At 69.4% G+C, this 18,231-nt stretch carries 25 protein-coding genes; 17 read left to right on the top strand and 8 right to left on the bottom strand.

Translation table 11 applies throughout. From position 1 onward, the window contains the following. Positions 1–13: 13 nt before the first annotated feature. From ACWGIH_RS32580 to ACWGIH_RS32570, 3 genes are all read right to left on the bottom strand, one after another. Positions 14–1,033: a S1C family serine protease gene (locus tag ACWGIH_RS32580; protein WP_453448846.1), complete on the bottom strand. Its 1,020-nt coding sequence runs from the start codon at positions 1,031–1,033 to the stop codon at positions 14–16. 145 nt (positions 1,034–1,178) lie between these two features. Further along, on the bottom strand, positions 1,179–2,201 hold the full coding sequence (locus ACWGIH_RS32575) for a LacI family DNA-binding transcriptional regulator (protein WP_453448847.1): 1,023 nt from the start codon (positions 2,199–2,201) through the stop codon (positions 1,179–1,181). A 23-nt stretch (positions 2,202–2,224) separates the two neighbouring features. Then, complete coding sequence (locus ACWGIH_RS32570) at positions 2,225–3,049, bottom strand: response regulator transcription factor (protein ID WP_453448848.1); 825 nt, start codon at positions 3,047–3,049, stop codon at positions 2,225–2,227. 233 nt (positions 3,050–3,282) lie between these two features. On the opposite strand from ACWGIH_RS32570, the gene ACWGIH_RS32565 reads away from it, so the two are divergent. From ACWGIH_RS32565 to ACWGIH_RS32530, 8 genes are all read left to right on the top strand, one after another. Further along, positions 3,283–4,182, top strand: a complete 900-nt coding sequence (locus ACWGIH_RS32565) for an alpha/beta hydrolase (protein ID WP_453448849.1) — start codon at positions 3,283–3,285, stop codon at positions 4,180–4,182. After that, positions 4,176–4,430 carry a MoaD/ThiS family protein gene (locus tag ACWGIH_RS32560; protein ID WP_160505846.1) on the top strand — a complete coding sequence of 85 codons (255 nt, stop codon included), beginning with the start codon at positions 4,176–4,178 and terminating at the stop codon, positions 4,428–4,430. The genes ACWGIH_RS32565 and ACWGIH_RS32560 overlap by 7 nt, the downstream gene beginning before the upstream one ends. A gap of 8 nt (positions 4,431–4,438) precedes the next feature. Continuing rightward, positions 4,439–5,623 (top strand): hypothetical protein, encoded by a 1,185-nt coding sequence (locus tag ACWGIH_RS32555; protein WP_453448850.1) that lies wholly within the window; start codon positions 4,439–4,441, stop codon positions 5,621–5,623. Positions 5,624–5,761: 138 nt separating this feature from the next. Continuing rightward, positions 5,762–6,511 (top strand): LmeA family phospholipid-binding protein, encoded by a 750-nt coding sequence (locus tag ACWGIH_RS32550; RefSeq protein WP_453448851.1) that lies wholly within the window; start codon positions 5,762–5,764, stop codon positions 6,509–6,511. A 203-nt stretch (positions 6,512–6,714) separates the two neighbouring features. Further along, a complete protein-coding gene (locus tag ACWGIH_RS32545; RefSeq protein ID WP_351007875.1) occupies positions 6,715–6,795 on the top strand; it encodes a putative leader peptide in 81 nt (26 codons plus the stop codon). A gap of 155 nt (positions 6,796–6,950) precedes the next feature. After that, positions 6,951–7,796 carry a sulfurtransferase gene (locus tag ACWGIH_RS32540; RefSeq protein ID WP_363213164.1) on the top strand — a complete coding sequence of 282 codons (846 nt, stop codon included), beginning with the start codon at positions 6,951–6,953 and terminating at the stop codon, positions 7,794–7,796. Positions 7,797–7,848: 52 nt separating this feature from the next. Further along, entirely contained in the window at positions 7,849–8,136 is a 288-nt protein-coding gene (locus tag ACWGIH_RS32535) for a DUF1416 domain-containing protein (RefSeq protein WP_453448852.1), read from the top strand. 91 nt (positions 8,137–8,227) lie between these two features. After that, positions 8,228–8,488, top strand: coding sequence for a DUF3099 domain-containing protein (locus ACWGIH_RS32530; protein WP_190083710.1), 261 nt, complete (start codon positions 8,228–8,230; stop codon positions 8,486–8,488). On the opposite strand, the gene ACWGIH_RS32525 is transcribed toward ACWGIH_RS32530, so the two are convergent. Then, positions 8,482–8,844, bottom strand: coding sequence for a DsrE family protein (locus ACWGIH_RS32525; protein WP_453448853.1), 363 nt, complete (start codon positions 8,842–8,844; stop codon positions 8,482–8,484). The genes ACWGIH_RS32530 and ACWGIH_RS32525 overlap by 7 nt on opposite strands. A gap of 263 nt (positions 8,845–9,107) precedes the next feature. On the opposite strand from ACWGIH_RS32525, the gene ACWGIH_RS32520 reads away from it, so the two are divergent. The 3 genes from ACWGIH_RS32520 to ygfZ are packed head-to-tail and all read left to right on the top strand — an operon-like array spanning position 9,108 to position 11,161. Further along, on the top strand, positions 9,108–9,680 hold the full coding sequence (locus ACWGIH_RS32520) for an FABP family protein (protein WP_351168407.1): 573 nt from the start codon (positions 9,108–9,110) through the stop codon (positions 9,678–9,680). A gap of 31 nt (positions 9,681–9,711) precedes the next feature. Beyond that, the gene (locus ACWGIH_RS32515) at positions 9,712–10,161 is read left to right on the top strand and encodes a Fur family transcriptional regulator (protein WP_453448854.1); all 450 of its coding nucleotides are present in this window, start codon (positions 9,712–9,714) and stop codon (positions 10,159–10,161) included. A gap of 34 nt (positions 10,162–10,195) precedes the next feature. Beyond that, the gene (gene ygfZ, locus ACWGIH_RS32510) at positions 10,196–11,161 is read left to right on the top strand and encodes a CAF17-like 4Fe-4S cluster assembly/insertion protein YgfZ (protein WP_453448855.1); all 966 of its coding nucleotides are present in this window, start codon (positions 10,196–10,198) and stop codon (positions 11,159–11,161) included. A 54-nt stretch (positions 11,162–11,215) separates the two neighbouring features. Here ygfZ and dtd read toward each other — a convergent pair whose 3' ends face one another. Further along, positions 11,216–11,653: a D-aminoacyl-tRNA deacylase gene (gene dtd / locus ACWGIH_RS32505; RefSeq protein ID WP_453448856.1), complete on the bottom strand. Its 438-nt coding sequence runs from the start codon at positions 11,651–11,653 to the stop codon at positions 11,216–11,218. 190 nt (positions 11,654–11,843) lie between these two features. On the opposite strand from dtd, the gene ACWGIH_RS32500 reads away from it, so the two are divergent. Beyond that, entirely contained in the window at positions 11,844–12,464 is a 621-nt protein-coding gene (locus tag ACWGIH_RS32500) for an RsiG family protein (RefSeq protein WP_453448857.1), read from the top strand. A gap of 62 nt (positions 12,465–12,526) precedes the next feature. Continuing rightward, on the top strand, positions 12,527–13,504 hold the full coding sequence (locus ACWGIH_RS32495) for an asparaginase (protein ID WP_453448858.1): 978 nt from the start codon (positions 12,527–12,529) through the stop codon (positions 13,502–13,504). 140 nt (positions 13,505–13,644) lie between these two features. On the opposite strand, the gene ACWGIH_RS32490 is transcribed toward ACWGIH_RS32495, so the two are convergent. Next, positions 13,645–13,830, bottom strand: a complete 186-nt coding sequence (locus ACWGIH_RS32490; protein WP_363213156.1) for a hypothetical protein — start codon at positions 13,828–13,830, stop codon at positions 13,645–13,647. 213 nt (positions 13,831–14,043) lie between these two features. Here ACWGIH_RS32490 and ACWGIH_RS32485 point away from each other — a divergent pair, with 213 nt between their 5' ends. Continuing rightward, positions 14,044–14,949 carry a FadR/GntR family transcriptional regulator gene (locus ACWGIH_RS32485; protein WP_453448859.1) on the top strand — a complete coding sequence of 302 codons (906 nt, stop codon included), beginning with the start codon at positions 14,044–14,046 and terminating at the stop codon, positions 14,947–14,949. A gap of 1 nt (position 14,950) precedes the next feature. Here the strand turns inward: ACWGIH_RS32485 and ACWGIH_RS32480 are convergent, their stop codons facing one another. Then, complete coding sequence (locus ACWGIH_RS32480; RefSeq protein WP_453448860.1) at positions 14,951–15,139, bottom strand: hypothetical protein; 189 nt, start codon at positions 15,137–15,139, stop codon at positions 14,951–14,953. Positions 15,140–15,264: 125 nt separating this feature from the next. On the opposite strand from ACWGIH_RS32480, the gene ACWGIH_RS32475 reads away from it, so the two are divergent. Next, a complete protein-coding gene (locus ACWGIH_RS32475) occupies positions 15,265–16,158 on the top strand; it encodes a winged helix-turn-helix domain-containing protein (protein WP_453448897.1) in 894 nt (297 codons plus the stop codon). After that, positions 16,107–16,895, top strand: coding sequence for an HAD family hydrolase (locus tag ACWGIH_RS32470; protein ID WP_453448861.1), 789 nt, complete (start codon positions 16,107–16,109; stop codon positions 16,893–16,895). Before ACWGIH_RS32475 ends, ACWGIH_RS32470 begins: the two co-directional genes overlap by 52 nt. Here ACWGIH_RS32470 and ACWGIH_RS32465 read toward each other — a convergent pair. Next, entirely contained in the window at positions 16,886–17,080 is a 195-nt protein-coding gene (locus ACWGIH_RS32465) for a hypothetical protein (protein ID WP_453448862.1), read from the bottom strand. The genes ACWGIH_RS32470 and ACWGIH_RS32465 overlap by 10 nt on opposite strands. A gap of 183 nt (positions 17,081–17,263) precedes the next feature. On the opposite strand from ACWGIH_RS32465, the gene ACWGIH_RS32460 reads away from it, so the two are divergent. Continuing rightward, the gene (locus ACWGIH_RS32460) at positions 17,264–18,142 is read left to right on the top strand and encodes a winged helix-turn-helix domain-containing protein (RefSeq protein WP_453448863.1); all 879 of its coding nucleotides are present in this window, start codon (positions 17,264–17,266) and stop codon (positions 18,140–18,142) included. Positions 18,143–18,231: the final 89 nt, after the last annotated feature.

The raw sequence follows: 18,231 nt of genomic DNA, 5'->3' as shown, positions 1-18,231 counted from the left end.
GGAGTGGTCGGGGTCAGTCGGTCGAGCCGGCCCGCAGGGTGTCCAGGTCGGCCTTGACCGTGTTGATCGGGATGGCGAAGCCGAGGCCGACGCTGCCGGAGCCCGACTCGGAGCCGGCCTGCGACGAACTGGGCGAGTACATCGCGGAGTTGATGCCGACGATGTTGCCGTTCATGTCGATGAGGGCGCCGCCGGAGTTCCCCGGGTTGAGCGAGGCGTCGGTCTGCAGGGCCTTGTACGTGGTCTTCGAGGAGCCGGTGTCGCCGTTGAACTGCTCGCCGCCGTACTCGAAGGGCCAGTTGCCGCCGCCCTGCTGTTGCTGCTGCTGTCCCTGGTCCTCGTCCGCCGAGACGGTGACGTCCCGGTCGAGGGCGGAGATGATGCCGCTGGTGACGGTGCCGGTCAGGCCCTCGGGGGAGCCGATCGCCACGACGTCGTCGCCGATCTTGACGTTGTCGGAGTCGCCGAGGCTCGCGGCCTTGAGGCCGGAGGCGTCCTTGAGCTTGATCAGCGCCAGGTCCTTCTTGCTGTCGGTGCCGACGACCTCGGCGTCGTACGTCTTCCCGTCGTTCGTCGTCACCTTGACCGACGAGGCACCGGAGATCACGTGGTTGTTCGTGATGATCTCGCCGTCATCCGTGATGATCACGCCGGAGCCGGTGGCCTCGCCCGAGCCGGACTTCGCGCTGATCTCCACGATGCTGGGGCTGACCGCCTCGGCGACACCGGAGACGGTGCCCTTCTGGCTGGTGGGCACGACGTTGGTGTTGGTCGCGCTGCTCGACGTGCCGTCCTTGCCGGTCAGCTCCTGGAAGGCGTACGCGGTGCCGCCGCCGACAGCGGCCGCCGCGATGGCGACGGCGGCGAGCAGGGCCATGGGTCCCTTGGCCCTGCGGCGCGGGGGCCTCGGGGGCTCTTCCGGTGCGAAAGCGGGCGGGGGCGGATATGCGCCCTGCGTACCGCCATGGTGAACAGGCGCTGACGACTGCTGCTGCTGGGGGTACTCGCCGCTGTGGCGGAAGGTGTCGGTCATGGGTTCAAGGCTGCGCGGCGTTCATGAGAGGCGGCTGAGTGCGCCCTGAGAACACCGGTAGAACCTCGTATGCCCGTTATAAAGACGACCGGTGATGAAAAGGCGGCCGGCGATGAAGGCGACCGGCGCCCGGGGTGGTGGTGGCTCAGCTGCAGCCGCAGGACTGCCGGACCACGAGACGGGACGGGAACAGCTTCAGCCGCTCCCGGCGGGACCCCGCCACCCGAAGCCCGTCGTCCAGGACGAGGTCGACCGCGGCGCGGGCCATCGCGGGCCGGTCCGAGGCCACCGTCGTCAGCGGCGGGTCCGTCAGACCCGCCTCCTTCACGTCATCGAACCCGGCGACGGCCAACTGCCCCGGAACATCGATCCGCAGCTCACGCGCGGCACGAAGAATGCCGATCGCCTGGTCGTCGGTCGAGCAGAAGATCGCCGTCGGCCGGTCCGGCCGGGCCAGCAGCTCGAGCGCCATCTGATACGCGTCGTACCGGTTGTACGGAGCCTCGAAGAGCCGCCCCTCCACCGAGCGCCCGGCCTCCCCCATGGCCCGCCGCCAGCCCTCGACGTGGTCGGAGACGGGGTCACCGACGGTCGGGGTCTCGGCGGTGCCGCCGACGCACGCCACGTACTCATGGCCGTGTTCGAGGAGATGCCGGGTGGCGAGCTGCGCGCCGCCGAGGTCGTCCGTGACGACGGCGACGTCGTCGATCGCCTCGGGACGCTCGTGAAGCAGCACGACCCGCGCGTCCCACGCGTCGATCTCGGCGGCGGCCGAATCCGTCAGACCATGGCTGACGAGGATGAGCCCGGAGACCCGCATGCCGAGGAAGGCCCGCAGATAGTGGGCCTCGCGCTCGTCCACGTAGTCCGTGTTGCCGACGAGCACCATCTTTCCGCGCTCGGAGGCCGCCTGCTCCACGGCATGCGTCATCTCCGCGAAGAACGGCTGCCGCGCGTCCGGCACGATCATGCCTATGAGGTCGGTCCGCCGCGACGCCATGGCCTGGGCGACCCGGTCGGGCCGGTACCCCAGCTCCTTGATCGCGGCGAGTACACGCTCGCGCGTGGCCGGGGCAACCGGCCGGGGTCCGTTGTTGATGACATAGCTGACGACGGCGGTGGAAGTACCCGCAAGTCGCGCCACGTCATCCCGAGTCACCTTGGCCACGCGCGGAGTCTACGCGGATGGAACTACCGCTGGGCAGGGCGTACGGCAGCTTCCTTCGGCTCGGACTCGGCGGCGGACGCGGCAGGCGCCGCCGCCCGCGTCGGGATCTCCCGGTGCTCGCCCTCGACCGGCGGAGTAGCCGCCTTCGCCTTCTTCTCGTCGGCAGCCCGTTCGACCTTCTCCGGGGTGACGAAGCGATAGCCGACATTCCGGACGGTGCCGATCAGCGACTCGTGCTCCACCCCGAGCTTCGCGCGAAGGCGCCGTACGTGGACGTCGACCGTCCGCGTGCCGCCGAAGTAGTCGTAGCCCCAGACCTCCTGGAGCAGCTGGGCCCGCGTGAAGACGCGCCCGGGGTGCTGCGCCAGGTACTTGAGCAGCTCGAACTCCTTGAAGGTCAGGTCGAGGACCCGGCCCTTCAGCTTCGCGCTGTACGTCGCCTCGTCCACGGAGAGATCGCCGTTGCGGATCTCCATGGGGGAGTCGTCCGCGGTGATCGACTGGCGGCCCATCGCGAGCCGCAACCGCGCCTCGACCTCGGCGGGGCCCGCCGTGTCCAGAAGTACGTCGTCGATGCCCCAGTCGGCGGTGACGGCCGCGAGGCCGCCCTCCGTGACGACGAGGACGAGTGGACAGCCGGGCCCCGTGGAGCGGAGGAGCTGGCAGAGGCTGCGGACCTGCGGGAGGTCACGCCTCCCGTCGATCAGGATGACGTCGGCACCAGGGGTGTCGACGAGGGCCGGGCCTTCGGCGGGGGCCACCCGCACGTTGTGCAGCAGCAGGCCGAGGGCGGGAAGCACCTCCGTCGACGGCTGAAGGGCATTGGTGAGGAGCAGCAGAGAACTCATCGCGCCCCACCTGCCTGGGTCGTCTTACGGTTGTGCACGTTTCGCTCGCCCATAACGTCGGTTCCTCCTCGGTCCCTGCGAGGACGTTTACGGCACTGCTTCGTACTGTTGCTGCCGTGATTCCGGGGCCCGCGCCCTGGGCCCTGGCGCGCTGTCGTCGACAACGCGTCTGAAAGCACGAAAGGACCCGGGGGCTTCGCTGCCCGGATCCTCTGCCAAGGAGAATAGCCCACATGAGTCCCGGTCCGGCAGGTCAAGTCGCGCGATCTTCTGTGCGGCCGATCACTCGCGTTCAGCGGAGCGCAACACTCCGTACACAGGACGGAGTCACGATCGACGCCCGCTACGAGCCCGGTCCCGACCCCGGGACCGGCCTCGCGATCGTGATCGCGCACGGCTTCACCGGAGACCTGGACCGGCCGCACGTGCGGCGGGCCGCCGCGGTCTTCGCCAAGGTCGCGGCCGTGATCACGTTCTCCTTCCGGGGGCACGGGGCGTCCGGCGGGCTCTCCACGGTCGGCGACCGCGAGGTGCTCGATCTGGCGGCCGCGGTCGAGTGGGCGCGGTCCATCGGCCACGCACGCGTGGTGACGGTGGGCTTCTCGATGGGCGGTTCCGTGGTGCTCCGGCACGCGGCCATCGCCGGAGCCGCGCACGGGGGGCGCACGGAAGCGCGGGTTGACGCGGTCGTCGCGGTGAGTGCCCCGGCCCGCTGGTTCTACCGGGGGACGGCGCCGATGCGGCGGCTGCACTGGGTGGTGACGCGGCCCGCGGGGCGCGTGGTGGGCCGGTGGGGTCTGCGCACGCGAATCCACCCGCACGAGTGGGACCCCGTCCCGCTGTCGCCGGTGGAATCGGTCCCGCTGATCGCGCCCACGCCCCTGCTGATCGTGCACGGCGACCGTGACCCGTACTTCCCCGTGGATCACCCCCGGATGCTGGCCGCCGCCGCGCGGGGCGGGGCCGAGCTCTGGCTGGAGACCGGCATGGGGCACGCGGAGAACGCGGCGGACGACGCCCTGCTCGGTCGGATCGCCGAGTGGGCCACGGCATCATGGACGTCGGCAACCGCCGAAGGACCGGCGTCCGCCGACGCAACGGCATCCGCCGAAGGAGAGGAGCTGCCATGGTGAACGGCACCATTCGTTACTGGGCCGCGGCCAAAGCAGCCGCAGGTGTCGCGGAGGAGCCGTACGCCGCGACGACGCTGGCCGAGGCGCTGGACGCGGCGCGCGAGCGACACCCCGGTGAGCTGGTCCGCGTACTGCGGCGATGCTCGTTCCTCATCGACGGCGACCCCGTGGGTACCCGTGGGCATGAGACGGTACGGCTGGCCGAGGGCGGCACGGTCGAGGTGCTCCCGCCGTTCGCAGGAGGGTGAGCAGCGATATGAGCGATCCGCGTCATGAGGGGTACGGGGAGCATCAGTACGGGGACTACGACCCGTACCGGCAGGGGTATCCCCCTGAGCAGGTGCAGCAGCCTTACCCGCCTGAGCAGCAGTATCAGTACCCGCAGCAGTCGGCTTACCCGCAGCAGCCGTACTCCCAGGACGCCTACACCCAGCAGTGGGAGGGTCAGACCTGGGACACGACGATCCAGCCCTCACCTGTGGTGGACGTGACGGAGACCGCTTACCTGCCCCCGCAGTCCTATGGGCAGCCCGTGCCTTCGGAGCCGGCCCCCGCCTACTCCGAACCCGGCAGCCTTGGTGGCCATGCCCACCCGTCCCGTGCGGGACGCCTGCCCATGGCCGGTGCGGCTCCCGAACCCGACTCCGCCACCTACGGCCCCGCCACCACCACCGGTAACCCCCGTGTCACCGACGCCCAGCGGGCCCGTGCCGAAGGGCGGTCGCCGGTGATAGAGCCGGGGATCCAGCCCGCCGCGCTCACCGCCGTGCTCGGGCTGCTGCTCGCCGGGACCGCGGCCGTCGGGCAGTACGCCCTGCTCGTGCCCCTCATCCTGCTGCAGGCCGTCACCGCCGCCGGATGGTTCAGGCTCAACGGGATGTGGCCCGCCCGGCAGGGCATCGCGCTCGCCTTCCTGGGCGGTGTCGTCGCCGACATCGCCCTGCTCGCCACCGGCAAGGAGAACGCGCCCGCCGCGATCCTCGGCACCCTCGGCGTCTGGGTGCTGCTCGTCCTGGTGCTCCAGCTGCGCAGCCGCGCCTCCGCCGACGAGCGGATGGCGGGGCTGATGGCGACCGTCGCCTCCGCCGCGCTCGCGATCATCGCGACCGGGCATCTCGCGGCTTCGGACGACGCCGTGACGGTGGGCGGCATCGCCGTCGCGGTCGCCGTGATCGCCCGCGCGCTGCCCCTGCCGACGCCCGCTTCCGTCGTCGTCGCGCTGCTCGCGGCCGCCGGAGCGGGTATCGCCGTCGGCGGTGCGACCGACTTCGGGAGCAAGGGCGCGCTGCTCGGCCTCGGCGCCGGCGTCTGCGCGCTGATCGGCCACCGGGTCGCCAGTTACGACTACCCGTCGCGCTTCGTGCACATGACGGCGGGCGTGGCCCTGCCGCTCGCCGCCGCGGCCCCGGCCGTCTATCTGCTCGGCCGTGCCATCGGCTGAGCTCGCAATCCGATCGGCGTGGGCTGATCGTCACAGCTGATCGACAGGTCCCCGGCCGGGCACTCCGGCCGGGGACCTGTCCTTTAGGCTCGCGACAACGACAGCCAAGCGGGGGTACAAGGTGGGGGAACACCGGACATGAAGCGCTCCGTACGAATACTTCTGATCGTCCTCGTGATCCTGGGGGGTCTCTTCGTCGGCGCCGACCGCTTCGCGGTGAACTTCGCCGAGGACGAGGTGGCGGAGAAGCTGCGTACCAGCGAGGGGCTCAGCGAGACGCCCGACGTCTCGATCAAGGGCTTTCCCTTCCTGACCCAGGTCGTGGGCGGCACGCTCGACGACGTCGAGATCGGCATCGAGAACTACGACGCCGCCTCCGGCTCCGACAAGATCCGCATCGCCGATCTCGACGCCCGCATGCAGGGCGTCGAGTTCTCCGGCGACTACAGCTCGGCCACCGCCGACAAGGCCACGGGCACCGCCCGGATCTCGTACGACGAGCTGCTGAAGCAGGCCCAGGGCGAGCCGGTTGAGCTGCCGCTCGGCGCCACCGGCAAGGTGGTCGGGCTCTCGGACGGCGGCGGCAACAAGATCAAGGTCGAGGTCGAGGTGAGCAAGGGCGGCGCGAAGCTGCCCAAGCCGGTGCACGTGCTGAGCTCGGTGTCGGTCGAGGGCGACACGATCAAGGTGAACGCCGACGAGATCCCGAAGAAGTTCGAGGTCATGGGTGTCTCGATCCCCCTCCCCGAGGGCATGGTCCGCGATGTGACCGACTTCGAGGAGAAGGTCACCGGCCTGCCGGGCGGCATCAAGATCGACGGGGTGGAGCCGGCCCAGGACGGCGTGGACATCTCGGTCAAGGGCACGAACGTGAAGCTCGCGGGCTGAGGTCCAAAAACGGCCGCCCGGAGCGGCCGTTCCGCAGTACGAGACGAAGCCGTCCGCGCGATGGATGCGGCAGGAGCGAGCACCGCTCCCCGCCCCCGCGCGGGCGGCTTTTTCGTTGATCGCATCCCACATCATGGATGATCCCGTCTCACCATCCGACACCCCGGTGACACGGCCGCCCTCGCGTCCTTACGATCGGACGCATGCAGCGACAGGCGGACCTCACGAAGCGGCGGGCAGTAGACCTGTGCCGCGTCGCCGCCATGCTCTGTCGCACCTTCTGAGCGGGAGCTCCGACTCCCGTATCCCCCGGCCCGTTGACTCCGTCACGGCCACCCCGTGCCGCGTACGACGCGCCACCGCGCGATCACAGCCCGTACGCGGCATCCCCTCGCACAGCACCGCAGCCCCGCCGTAACTGCCCCGGAGGAGAAGAAGTATGAGCCGCAGCGACGTCCTGGTAGACGCCGACTGGGTCGAGGCCCACATCGACGACCCGAAGGTTGCCATCGTCGAGGTCGACGAAGACACCTCCGCGTACGACAAGAACCACATCAAGAACGCGATCCGCATCGACTGGACCGACGACCTCCAGGACCCGGTCCGCCGCGACTTCGTCGACCAGGAGGGCTTCGAGAAGCTCCTCTCGGCCAAGGGCATCGCGAACGACACCACCGTCGTCCTCTACGGCGGCAACAACAACTGGTTCGCGTCCTACGCCTTCTGGTACTTCAAGCTCTACGGCCACCAGGACGTGAAGCTCCTCGACGGCGGCCGCAAGAAGTGGGAGCTCGACTCCCGCGACCTGGTCGACGGCTCCGAGGTCCCCAGCCGCCCGGCCACTTCCTACAAGGCCAAGCCCCAGGACGCCTCGATCCGCGCCTTCCGCGACGACGTCGTCAACGCCATCGGCTCGCAGAACCTGGTCGACGTGCGCTCGCCCGACGAGTTCAGCGGCAAGCTGCTCGCGCCGGCGCACCTTCCGCAGGAGCAGTCGCAGCGTCCGGGCCACGTCCCGTCCGCGCGCAACATCCCGTGGTCGAAGAACGCCAACGACGACGGCACCTTCAAGTCGGACGACGAGCTCAAGGCCCTCTACGAGGACGAGCAGGTCGACCTCGCCAAGGACACCATCGCGTACTGCCGCATCGGTGAGCGTTCGGCCCTGACCTGGTTCGTCCTGCACGAGCTGCTCGGCCAGACCAACGTCAAGAACTACGACGGCTCCTGGACCGAGTACGGCTCCCTCGTCGGCGTGCCGATCGAGCTCGGCGCCAACAAGTAACCCTCCTGACCCCCCCGGCAGTGACCAGCTGACCAGCTAAGGACGAACGCATATGTGTGGAGCGAAGGCCGGCGGCCCCGACGCCTCGACGATCAAGCCCGGCGAGACCACCATCCAGGGCCAGGTGACCCGCGACGGCGAGCCCGTCAGCGGCTACGTGCGCCTGCTCGACTCGACCGGCGAGTTCACCGCCGAGGTCCCCACCTCGGCCACCGGCCAGTTCCGCTTCTACGCGGCCGAGGGCACGTGGACGCTGCGCGCCCTCATCCCCGGCGGCACGGCCGACCGCACGGTGGTGGCCCGGACGGGCGGCCTGGCGGAGGTCGCGATCGCCGTCTGACGGCAGCGGATCACTGACGGCCGGAGGGCCGCACCCCAGGGGGTTGGACGCCACCGGGTCGGGGTGCGGTCCTCCGGCTTACGCTGGACGTATGTACGCGCGAAGGCGGCACGCCTACTTCGCCATGATGGGGACGTGCATCGCCCTCTTCGTCCTGGCGTGGGGCGTCGTCAGGCTCTGGTCCATCCCCGTCGCCGTCGGGATGTGTGTCGTGGCGATGGTGATCCCGCCGGTCGCCGCCATGGTGGCCAACCGGCGCGGCGCCGATGACCGCTGGTGGGACGACCCCTCGGGGGACTCGAAGTCCGACGAGTGGTGGGACGAACTGGACGGGAAGCGGCGCCGTCAGTAGACGAGCGCCTGGGTGCCGTCCGTCATGGCCTCCTGCACGAACACCTGCGCGCCCGCGATCCGTACTCCGTCGAGCACGTCCTTCTCGGTGATCTCGCGGCGCGCCGCGCACTGCGTGCAGAGGGTGATCCGGCCCGCGGCCACGATCGAGTCGATCAGGTCGGGGAGCGGTGCCGCGTGCGGCAGTTCGAACTCCGCCGCGCGGCCCGGCAGCGCGAACCACGCCGCCTCCCCGGTCAGCCAGAGCGAGACCTCCACTCCGCTGGCCACGGCCACGGCCGCCACCGTGAACGCCTGCGAGCAGCGCTCGGGGGCGTCGGCCCCGGCGGTCACCTTGATCACGAGCTTCTTCGCCATGGCCGCATCGTAGGGCCATCCGCGCGGTCACCCGTAAGGCCACCTCGCAGAGAGCCGCGGGCCGCGCACGACTACAGTGGGAGCGGCTCTGATACCTGCCCCAATAGCTCACCGAGGAGCACCCCGTGCTTGAGGCCTTCTTCTCCGCCCTGCTGGTCCTGGTCTGCATCGGCGTTCTCGCGTTCGCCGGACTGTCCGTGAAGAAGCTGTACCAGGGTCAGCGCTGAGCCCCGTACGCCACCTAGAGATCGCCTGAGCATCCCATGATCGAGATTCCGTCCGACCTGCACCCCGACCTCGTGCCCCTCGTTTGGCTCCTCGGCAACTGGGCCGGCGCGGGCGTCACCGACTTCCCCGGCGCCGAGAAGGCGAATTTCGGCCAGGAAGTGTCCTTCACCCATGACGGGCGGGACTTCATCGAGTACCACTCGCACACGTGGGTGCTCGACGCCGAGGGCAACAAGGTGAAGCCGCTGGAGTCCGAGTCGGGCTTCTGGCGCATCGACAAGGACCGCAAGGTCGAGACCGTGATGGTGCGCGACGACGGCGTCGTCGAGGTCTGGTACGGCGAGCTCGCCGACCAGAAGCCGCAGATCGACCTGGTCACGGACGCGGTCGCCCGCACGGCGGCGTCCGGCCCGTACACCGGCGGCAAGCGTCTCTACGGGTATGTGAAGGGCGACCTGATGTGGGTCGGCGAGAAGCAGACCCCCGAGGTGCCGCTGCGTCCGTACATGTCGGCGCAGCTGAAGAAGGTCGTCACGCCCGAGGACGTCGCCGAGATGGCCAGGGGCCTGGGCGATCTCCCGGACGACGGCATCGCCTTCTTCAAGTAGGCCGTTTGCCCCGCTGGCCTAGACTGCCTGTGTGGCGAGCACCGATTCCGACTGGAAGAGCGACCTGCGACAGCGCGGCTACCGTCTGACGCCGCAGCGCCAGCTGGTCCTCGAAGCCGTCGACACCCTTGAGCACGCGACCCCCGACGACATCCTCTCCGAAGTGCGGAAGACGGCGTCGGGGGTCAACATCTCCACGGTCTACCGCACCCTGGAGCTCCTGGAGGAGCTGGGTCTGGTCAGCCACGCGCATCTGGGGCACGGTGCGCCGACGTACCACCTCGCGGACCGTCACCACCATCTGCACCTGGTGTGCCGGGACTGTACGAACGTCATCGAGGCGGATGTCTCGGTGGCCGCGGAGTTCACCGCGAAACTGCGGGAGACCTTCGGTTTCGACACCGACCTGAAGCACTTCGCGATCTTCGGACGCTGCGAGAACTGCTCCGGCGCGAAGTCCGAGGGCCCCGGCAAGGAATAAGCGCGCCCGCCACCGGGTCGTAGTGTGGGTGAACATGAAGAGCCCCCTCCTGTCCCTGCCCGGCGCCGTCCCCGCCGAGGGCGTGGACGAAGGCGTCGCCGCCCACTACGGCGACCTGTTCCGCGAGCAGCGCGCCCTCGCCGACGGCACCGGCCTCGTCGACCTCTCGCACCGCGGCGTCGTCACCGTCTCCGGACCCGACCGGCTGAGCTGGCTGCACCTGCTGCTCACCCAGCACGTGACGGAGCTGCCCGTCGGCCAGGCCACCGAGGCGCTGATCCTCTCCGCGAACGGCCACATCGAGCACGCCCTCTATCTCGTGGACGACGGCGAGACGGTGTGGGCGCACGTGGAGCCCGGCACGCAGGACGCGCTCGTCGCGTATCTGGAGAGCATGAAGTTCTTCAACCGGGTCGAAGTCGCCGACCGTACGGACGAGTTCGCGGTCGTGTATCTGCCGGCCGGTTCGATCGCCCCGGTCCCGGAAGGCATCGTTGTACGCGAGACGCCGCACGGCCGGGACCTCTTCCTGCCGCGTGCGTCCCTGGAGTCGTACGCCGAGGAGAACGGCCCCGCGATCGGCATCCTCGCCTACGAGGCGCTGCGCGTGGAGGCACACCGGCCGCGGCTCGGCTTCGAGACGGACCACCGCACGATCCCGCACGAGCTGGGCTGGATCGGCACGGCGGTGCATCTGCAGAAGGGCTGCTACCGCGGGCAGGAGACGGTCGCCCGGGTCCACAACCTGGGCAAGCCGCCCCGCCGCCTGGTCTTCCTGCACCTGGACGGCAGCGAGGTCCACCTGCCGGTGGCCGGTACGGAGCTGCGCCTGGCCTCGGAGGGCGAGGAGGGCCGCAAGCTCGGCTTCATCACGACGGCGGTACGCCACCACGAGCTGGGCCCGATCGCGCTGGCCCTGGTGAAGCGGAACGTGCCGCTGGACGCGGCGCTGAGCGCGGGCGGTACGGCGGCGGCCCAGGAGGTCGTGGTCGAGCCGTAGAGCTTCGGGGTAATCGGGTGGGTGGGCGGGTAAGAATCCGCCGCGAAGCGGCGGTCACATCTCGAGCAGCACAGTGAACGGGCCGTCGTTCGTCAAAGCCACCCGCATCTGTGCGCCAAAGCGCCCCGTCGCCACCGTCGCGCCCAGCGAGCGCAGTTGGGCCACGACCTCGTCGACGAGGGGCTCGGCCACATCGCCGGGCGCGGCGGCGTTCCAGGTGGGCCTGCGGCCCTTCCGGGCGTCGCCGTACAGCGTGAACTGGCTGACGACGAGCAGCGGCGCGTCGATGTCCGAGCACGACCTCTCGTCGGCCAGCATCCGAACGGACCACAGTTTGCGGGCCAGTTGAGCGGCCTTCTCCTTGGTGTCCTCGTGGGTCACGCCCACCAGGACGCACAGTCCCTCGCCGTTGATCTCGCCGACCGTCTCGGGGCCGTTCTCGCCCTCGACGACGACGCTTGCCCCGTCCACCCTCTGCACCACAGCACGCATGAGGCCCATCATGCCTGCTCGGCCGCCTGCTCCGAACGGCCGTGCCACGCCGCCGGATGCGCCGCCCAGGGGGTGTCCTGAACCCCCCATCTGGGGCCGATTGGGGGCACTCGCTCACATAGCGGCCACCGGGGGTGGCACCATGCTCACACGCGGTGCACCGCGCCGGTCGAGGGGACGGTAGAGCCACATGAGCACACCAAGTACGGGACAGCCGCCCGGATCTGTGTCGCTGACCCGCATGAGCGTCGCGCGGCGTACGAACGCGGCACGCCCGCCCATGCAGCGCACGGGCAGTGCGGTGCTGTCCGGGCAGCCCGCGCACGACCTCGCCGCGCTGCTCCTGCGCGAGCTGCGTGAGCTGCGCAGGGAGGCCCAGCAGAACGAGGCGGATCTGAGCTATGTCCGGCGCCTGCTGCAGGGCCGGATCGACATTCTGCGGGCCGAGGTGGCGCGCCGTAAGGACCCGGCGGCGCCGGAGCCGGAGGGGCCGCTCGTGCACCGGCTCTCGGAGATCCTCACGGACGGCCCTGCCCGGCACCGCTCGTCGGCCCGGCATGTGACCCTTGGCACGCCGCACAGCGTGGAGGTCGGCCTCCTGGCGACGGAGATGCTCGCCGAGGTCGAGCTCTCCGACCTGGACGCCCGTACGGACGACGAGCTGCACACGGCCATGGGGCGCCTCGTCCGCTACGAGCAGCAGGTTTCCCGGCGCCGCCAGCAGCTGCAGCACACGGCGGACGATTGCAGCGCGGAGATCGCCCGCAGGTACCGTGAAGGTGAAGCACAAGTAGACGACCTGCTCGCGTGACCCGGTGATCCCGGCCTTCGCGGGCGGCCCGTGACGCCACCCCCGCCCCCGGAAGGCCGAAGATGACCTCCACGTCCGCCGAGTCCGCCGCCACCCCTGTCATATCCCCGGTCCTCGCCGAGGTCGTACGTTCAGGCTTCGTCGAGGGCCGTCACAGGGGAAGCCTGGTGCTGCTCGCGGCGGACGGCAGTGTGGATCTTGCGATGGGGGACGTGACGGCCCCCGTCTTCCCGCGGTCGGCGAACAAGCCGATGCAGGCGGCCGCGGTGCTGCGGGCGGGGCTCGACCTGGCGGGCGAGCGCCTCGCGCTGACCGCGGCGAGCCACTCCGGTGAGGTGTTCCACCGGGACCTCGTCCAGAAGATGCTGGCCGAGCGCGGCCTGACGGCGGCGGACCTGCAGTGCCCGCCGGACCTCCCGCTGGACGCGGTCGAGGCCGAGACCTATCTGGCAGCGGGTGCCGTTCGTGACCGGGTCACGATGAACTGCTCCGGCAAGCACGCGTCGATGCTGGCGGTGTGCGAGCTCAACGGCTGGCCCACGGATTCCTACCTGGACCCGCAGCATCCCCTTCAGCAGATGATCCTCCAGGTGGTGGAGGAAGCGGCGGGGGAGCGGGTGGCGGCCGTCGGCACGGACGGCTGCGGGGCGCCCCTGATGGCGATCTCCCTGACCGGCCTCGCCCGCGCCTTCCGGCACTTCGTCCTCGCTCCCGAGGGCTCGGCGGAGCGCCGGGTCGCGGACGCGATGCGGGCCCACCCGGAGTACGTGGCCGGCACGCGCCGCCCCGACACCTGGCTCATGCGGGAGATCCCGGGTGCCCTCTCCAAGATGGGCGCCGAGGCGGTCCAGGCGTTCGCGCTGCCGGACGGCCGTGCGCTCGCCTTCAAGGTGGACGACGGGGGGATACGGGCCCTTGGCCCGGTCCTGGCCCGTGCGCTGCGCCTGGCGGGCCTGGAGGAGGATGTGCTCGCCCGGGTCGGGCGTGCGCCCCTGCTCGGCGGTGCGGCCGAGGTGGGGGAGATCCGGGCGGCGTTCTAGCCCGCGGTCCCGCGCCCCGCCGCGGATGCGCTCGTAGGGCTGATGGTGCTGATGCGCTCGGGCGCTGGTGCGCTCGTGGTGCTGATGGCTGACCGGACTCCCGGCTCCCCTCCGGATGGGAGCCCGGTCAACCAGCTCTGTCAGCCCGACTGGGCGAGCAGCAGGACGAGGAGCGCAGCCCCGACGCCGCTGATTTTGGTGCTCTTGGCCTTGATGCCCACGGTCAGCAGGACGAAGGCGACGATGCCCAACGGTCCGTACTTCCACTGGATGAGCTGCTCGAATCCGATGGCGAGGGCGGCGATGACGATGGCGATGAGCGGCATGACGTTCCCCCTTTCGGAACGGGGCATGCGGACCCCGTCCCATCCGGTCGGCGGCCATCCGGTGGCGGACTACTGGCGGCCAACCCCTCGGGGTTCCTGCCAGGTTGCCTAAGTTGGCTACCAACTTCACCTGAGTTATCTCCGCGATGGCTCGATTTATAACCACCTTGCGAGCAACTCCCCAAAGATGGCGCGAAGTTGTACTGTTTGGTTGTGAGCCCGGAACCTGCACCCGTCAACGGGACCAAGAGGTCACCTAGGTCGCACCACGAGGTGGCCGACGAACTGCGCGACCGGATCAGGTCCGGTGCGCTGCGGCCGGGCCAACGCATGCCGACCCAGGCCGAGCTCGCCGACGAGTTCGGTGTAGAGCGCGGCGCGATACGCGAGGCACTGCGCACCCTGCAGAGCGAGAAGCTGCTGGCGAACGTGTCCAAGGGGAGCCCGGCCACGGTCGCGGTCACCTCGAAGCAGGCGCTGTCCGGGCCCGGTGGCGTACAGCCGCAGCCCACCATGGTCGGCCTCGCCCCGCGCATCGCGGCGGCGTTCGAGGCCCCCCATGTCGAGATCGACGCGCTCTGTCTGACCTCCATCTCGCTCACGATGGCGATCGGGGAACCGCTCCGGCAGATTCACGCCGGACAGCGGAAACCGGCCAAGGTCGACGTCCGGGTGCTGCTGCCGAGCCGCAACATCGACCTCGCCTTTCCGGCGCCGGTGGACAGTGGGGACGACGAGGGCGGCCAGGTGCACAGGCGCTGGCTCGACCAGCGGAACGCGCAGGGCCAGGTGCTGCGCCACAACTTGCGCGCGCTGCGGGCCTCGCACGGCATCGACGTACAGGTCTCCTTCCGCGCGCTGCCGTTCACGCCGCCGGTGAAGCTGTATCTGCTCAACGGCTCGGAGGCGCTCTTCGCGTACTACACCCTCACGAAGCAGAGCGAAGAGATCGACCACGAGTACCTGGAGATGTACGACGCCCAGGGCGCGCAGTCGATGCTCTTCCCCTTCCACCAGGGTGACGGCCTGCGGGACACGACGTTCGTGGAGCAGTCCCATCTGTGGTTCAACGCGCTGTGGAGCACGATCAGTCAGGACCTGGAACTGGCGCGCGGCTAGCTCAGAGGGCGGGGCCGGTCATCGTCAGCGCGAGGACGACGGCTCCGATGGAGCTGCAGGTGGGGCTCTTCGCCTTGATGCCGACGGTCAGGAGCAGGAGCCCGATGATGCCGACGGGTCCGTACCGCCACTGCACGAACTGCTCGAAGATGACGACGGACGCTGCTGCGAGGAGGGCGAGGACGGCCATGATGGTTCCCCCTTCTGCCATCTCAGATGAGTTGGCAACCAACTTCACTTGAGTTGTCCCCACTTGGTCCCACAACATAAACAACTTCGAGACAACTGCCCTGAGATGGCGCGGAGTTGTATCGTCTGGTCGTGACCCAGGAGAACGTTGCAGTGAACGGCAGCAGGAAACTCACTCCCCAGGACATCGCAGACACCCTTCGCGAACGCATCCGCACCGGCGACCTCAAGCCGGGTGACCGCCTCCCCACGCAAGCGGTGCTCGCGGAGGAGTTCGGCGTGGAACGCGGGACGGTGCGGCAGGCGCTGAGGACACTGCAGGACGACGGCCTCCTCGCCAACGTGAGCAAGGGCAGCCCCCCGCGCATCGCGGCGGAACCGCCGGGACCTTCATCGGCGGGCTCGGAGCCCCAGGCCTCGATGGTGGGCCTGGCACCACGACTGGCCGACGCGTTTTCGGAGCCGCAGGTGCGGATAGATGTGGTGTCGTACACGGCGGAGACACTGATCCTGGCGCTCGGTGATCCCCTGCGGCGGATCCATGAGGGCCGCATCCGCCCGGAGTCGATCAACGTCCGCATCCTGCTGCCCAGCAGTGACATCGACCTCGCCTTCCCCAGACCCGTCAACGGCCAGGGGGACGTGGACGGCCGGGTCCATCAGCGCTGGCTGGCACTGCGCAACACCCAGGGGCAGGTCCTGCGCCACAACCTGCGCGCGCTGCGGGCCTCGCACGGCATCGACGTGGACGTCTCGTTCCGCGCGCTGCCGTTCACGCCGCCGGTGAAGCTGTACCTCCTGAACCAGCGGGAGGCGCTCCTCGCCTACTACACGATCGAGCGCAGCATGCTGGACTTCGGCAGCGCGGAGCTGGAGGCGTTCGACGTGTCCGGACTGAAGTCGCCGCTGTTCTCCTTCGAGAAGAGCGCGGCCCCGCGGGACGCCGCGTTCGTGGACGAGTCCCAGAAATGGTTCGACGCGCTCTGGGCAACCATCGCGACGGAGCTGACACTCTCTTAGTGACTCCTGATACGACACAGGCTGAGTGGATGGCAGAAGAGACCGAAAAACTGCGGGAACTGATCGAACGCGCCCGCTACGTGCTCTTCGACTTCGACGGCCCCATCTGCCGGCTGTTCGCCGGGCACTCGGCGGAACGGATCGCGGGTGATCAGGTCCGCTGGCTGGAGGAGCGGGGGCTGCGGGGCCTGCTGACCAAGGAGGAGCGGGCGCAGCCCGACCCGCACGCCGTACTGCGGGCGGTCGACCGCAGGCACCCCGGAAGCGATCTGGTGGCCGAGCTGGAGGAACGGCTCACGCATCAGGAGCTGACGGCGGTCGCCTCGGCGTGGCCCACCCAGTACGCGGACCCGCTGATCATGACGTGGCACGCGAGCGGCTCCCGCCTGGCCATCACCACCAACAACTCACCCCGTGCGGTGACCCGTTACCTCGAAGGCCGGGGCCTGAGCCATTGCTTCGCCCCGCACATCTACGGCCGCACCCAGGACCTCCATCTCCTCAAGCCCCACCCGCACTGCCTCAACCGCGCCCTGAGCGCGATGGGCGCCGAGCCCTCGGCGGCCCTGATGATCGGCGACACCCCCACGGACCATCAGGCGGCGCAGGTGGCCGGAGTGCACTTCTTGGGCTACGCGCGTAACGAGCGCAAGGCGAAGCTGCTGAAGGACGTGGGCGCGGCTTGCGTGGTGAGTTCGCTGGAACCGGTGCTGCAGGTGCTGCGAAGTCAGGCCTGAGCCATGAGCAGCAGGAAGATCACCGCCGAGAACGACAGGCAGGTCTTGTCCTGCGCCCTCAGTCCGATGCCGAGCAGGAGCAGGGCGAGAATCCCCAGGCTGCCGTAGGAGGACTGGAGCAGCTGTTCGATGACAAATTCGATGCCGAAGCCGATCGTGGCCGAGAGCAGTTGGTAGAAGATCACGGGACCCCACCCCTCTTCGCTTGCTGGGCGAGCCAGCGAAGCGATCAACTTTCCGTCCAATTGGACTGGTTGACTTGAGATTGGTGTGCCCTGGCCGATTGATCCCTTAACCAACTCCCGTACGGAGCCTCCAATTTGACTGGAAGCGGTTTGTCAGGGGTCGGGCAGAGGTACGTTCGCCCTGTGGTCGGCGAGCGGACCGGTGAGGGTGGCGGCAGCGAGTTCCAGCGGGTCTCGGACGCGCTGCACTCCCGCTTGGCCGACGGGACGTACCCGTTGCACAGCCTGCTTCCCACGCAGCGCGATCTCGCGAAGGAATTCGAAGTCTCCAGGGACACGATCCAGCGGGTGCTGAAGGAACTCATCAGTGAGGGCCTTGTCCGTTCCAAACAGGGAAGCGGATCGCGGGTGGTGAAAGAGCAGCTGGCCCACATGAGCTCTGGCGGGCACCCCGGGAGCAGCACCGGCAGGGTCTCCCTCGGCCCGATCATCGGGGCGGCCTTCGAAGCCGCCCAGGTCACCCTGGACGTCTACACCCTCACGTCCGAATCGCTGGACGCGCACATCCGCGTACAGGCGGAACGTATACGTATCCAGGAGATCACCCCGGACCGCATAGCCGTCCGCATCCTGCTGCCCTCCGAGGATCTCGACCTCCCGTACCCCCGAGCCAAGGACGACCCGGACGACCCGCGCCCGCAGCAGCGCCTGCGCGACATCACGCGACGGCACACGGCATCACTGCGCAACGCGCTGCGGGACCTCCACACCGAGGGGCTGGTGGCGGAGGTGAGCGTGGAGGTGCGACGTGTGCCGCTGGCTCCGGCCTTCAAGCTCTACCTGCTCAATGGCGCCGAGGCCCTGCACGGCCCGTACGCGGTGATCGAGCGCCGCATCCAGCTGGACGACGGCGAGGAGATCGACGCCTTGGACGTGCTCGGCCTCGGATCGGCCCTCACGCACTACGTGCGGGCCGAGGACCCCGAATCGCAAGGGGCCCTCTTCGTCGGCAGCATGCAGGACTGGTTCGACTCCTGCTGGAGATTTCTCGCGAAGCCGTGAGCGAGGCGTCACCGGCTGGAGCTCTCGAACGTCACGACCCCTAGGAGTGGCGCTTACCTCATTGGGCCCACTGATTACCGCTCACGCGT

It is taken from the genome of Streptomyces sp. NPDC054872 (genome assembly GCF_053610705.1).
Note: the sequence above shows the minus strand (reverse complement) of the source record. Positions and strands in the feature narration are given on the sequence as shown.

What these genes read in the sequence shown, in the direction of transcription:
- ACWGIH_RS32570 (WP_453448848.1), bottom strand. Translation starts at nt 3,049, where the DNA reads ATGAGTTCTCTGCTGCTCCTCACCAATGCCCTTCAGCCGTCGACGGAG.
- ACWGIH_RS32540 (WP_363213164.1), top strand. Translation starts at nt 6,951, where the DNA reads ATGAGCCGCAGCGACGTCCTGGTAGACGCCGACTGGGTCGAGGCCCAC.
- ACWGIH_RS32530 (WP_190083710.1), top strand. Translation starts at nt 8,228, where the DNA reads ATGTACGCGCGAAGGCGGCACGCCTACTTCGCCATGATGGGGACGTGC.
- ACWGIH_RS32480 (WP_453448860.1), bottom strand. Translation starts at nt 15,139, where the DNA reads ATGGCCGTCCTCGCCCTCCTCGCAGCAGCGTCCGTCGTCATCTTCGAG.
- ACWGIH_RS32470 (WP_453448861.1), top strand. Translation starts at nt 16,107, where the DNA reads ATGGTTCGACGCGCTCTGGGCAACCATCGCGACGGAGCTGACACTCTC.
- ACWGIH_RS32560 (WP_160505846.1), top strand. Translation starts at nt 4,176, where the DNA reads ATGGTGAACGGCACCATTCGTTACTGGGCCGCGGCCAAAGCAGCCGCA.
- ACWGIH_RS32550 (WP_453448851.1), top strand. Translation starts at nt 5,762, where the DNA reads ATGAAGCGCTCCGTACGAATACTTCTGATCGTCCTCGTGATCCTGGGG.
- ACWGIH_RS32535 (WP_453448852.1), top strand. Translation starts at nt 7,849, where the DNA reads ATGTGTGGAGCGAAGGCCGGCGGCCCCGACGCCTCGACGATCAAGCCC.
- dtd (WP_453448856.1), bottom strand. Translation starts at nt 11,653, where the DNA reads ATGCGTGCTGTGGTGCAGAGGGTGGACGGGGCAAGCGTCGTCGTCGAG.
- ACWGIH_RS32565 (WP_453448849.1), top strand. Translation starts at nt 3,283, where the DNA reads ATGAGTCCCGGTCCGGCAGGTCAAGTCGCGCGATCTTCTGTGCGGCCG.
- ACWGIH_RS32500 (WP_453448857.1), top strand. Translation starts at nt 11,844, where the DNA reads ATGAGCACACCAAGTACGGGACAGCCGCCCGGATCTGTGTCGCTGACC.
- ACWGIH_RS32545 (WP_351007875.1), top strand. Translation starts at nt 6,715, where the DNA reads ATGCAGCGACAGGCGGACCTCACGAAGCGGCGGGCAGTAGACCTGTGC.
- ACWGIH_RS32580 (WP_453448846.1), bottom strand. Translation starts at nt 1,033, where the DNA reads ATGACCGACACCTTCCGCCACAGCGGCGAGTACCCCCAGCAGCAGCAG.
- ACWGIH_RS32495 (WP_453448858.1), top strand. Translation starts at nt 12,527, where the DNA reads ATGACCTCCACGTCCGCCGAGTCCGCCGCCACCCCTGTCATATCCCCG.
- ACWGIH_RS32490 (WP_363213156.1), bottom strand. Translation starts at nt 13,830, where the DNA reads ATGCCGCTCATCGCCATCGTCATCGCCGCCCTCGCCATCGGATTCGAG.
- ACWGIH_RS32555 (WP_453448850.1), top strand. Translation starts at nt 4,439, where the DNA reads ATGAGCGATCCGCGTCATGAGGGGTACGGGGAGCATCAGTACGGGGAC.
- ACWGIH_RS32520 (WP_351168407.1), top strand. Translation starts at nt 9,108, where the DNA reads ATGATCGAGATTCCGTCCGACCTGCACCCCGACCTCGTGCCCCTCGTT.
- ACWGIH_RS32525 (WP_453448853.1), bottom strand. Translation starts at nt 8,844, where the DNA reads ATGGCGAAGAAGCTCGTGATCAAGGTGACCGCCGGGGCCGACGCCCCC.
- ygfZ (WP_453448855.1), top strand. Translation starts at nt 10,196, where the DNA reads ATGAAGAGCCCCCTCCTGTCCCTGCCCGGCGCCGTCCCCGCCGAGGGC.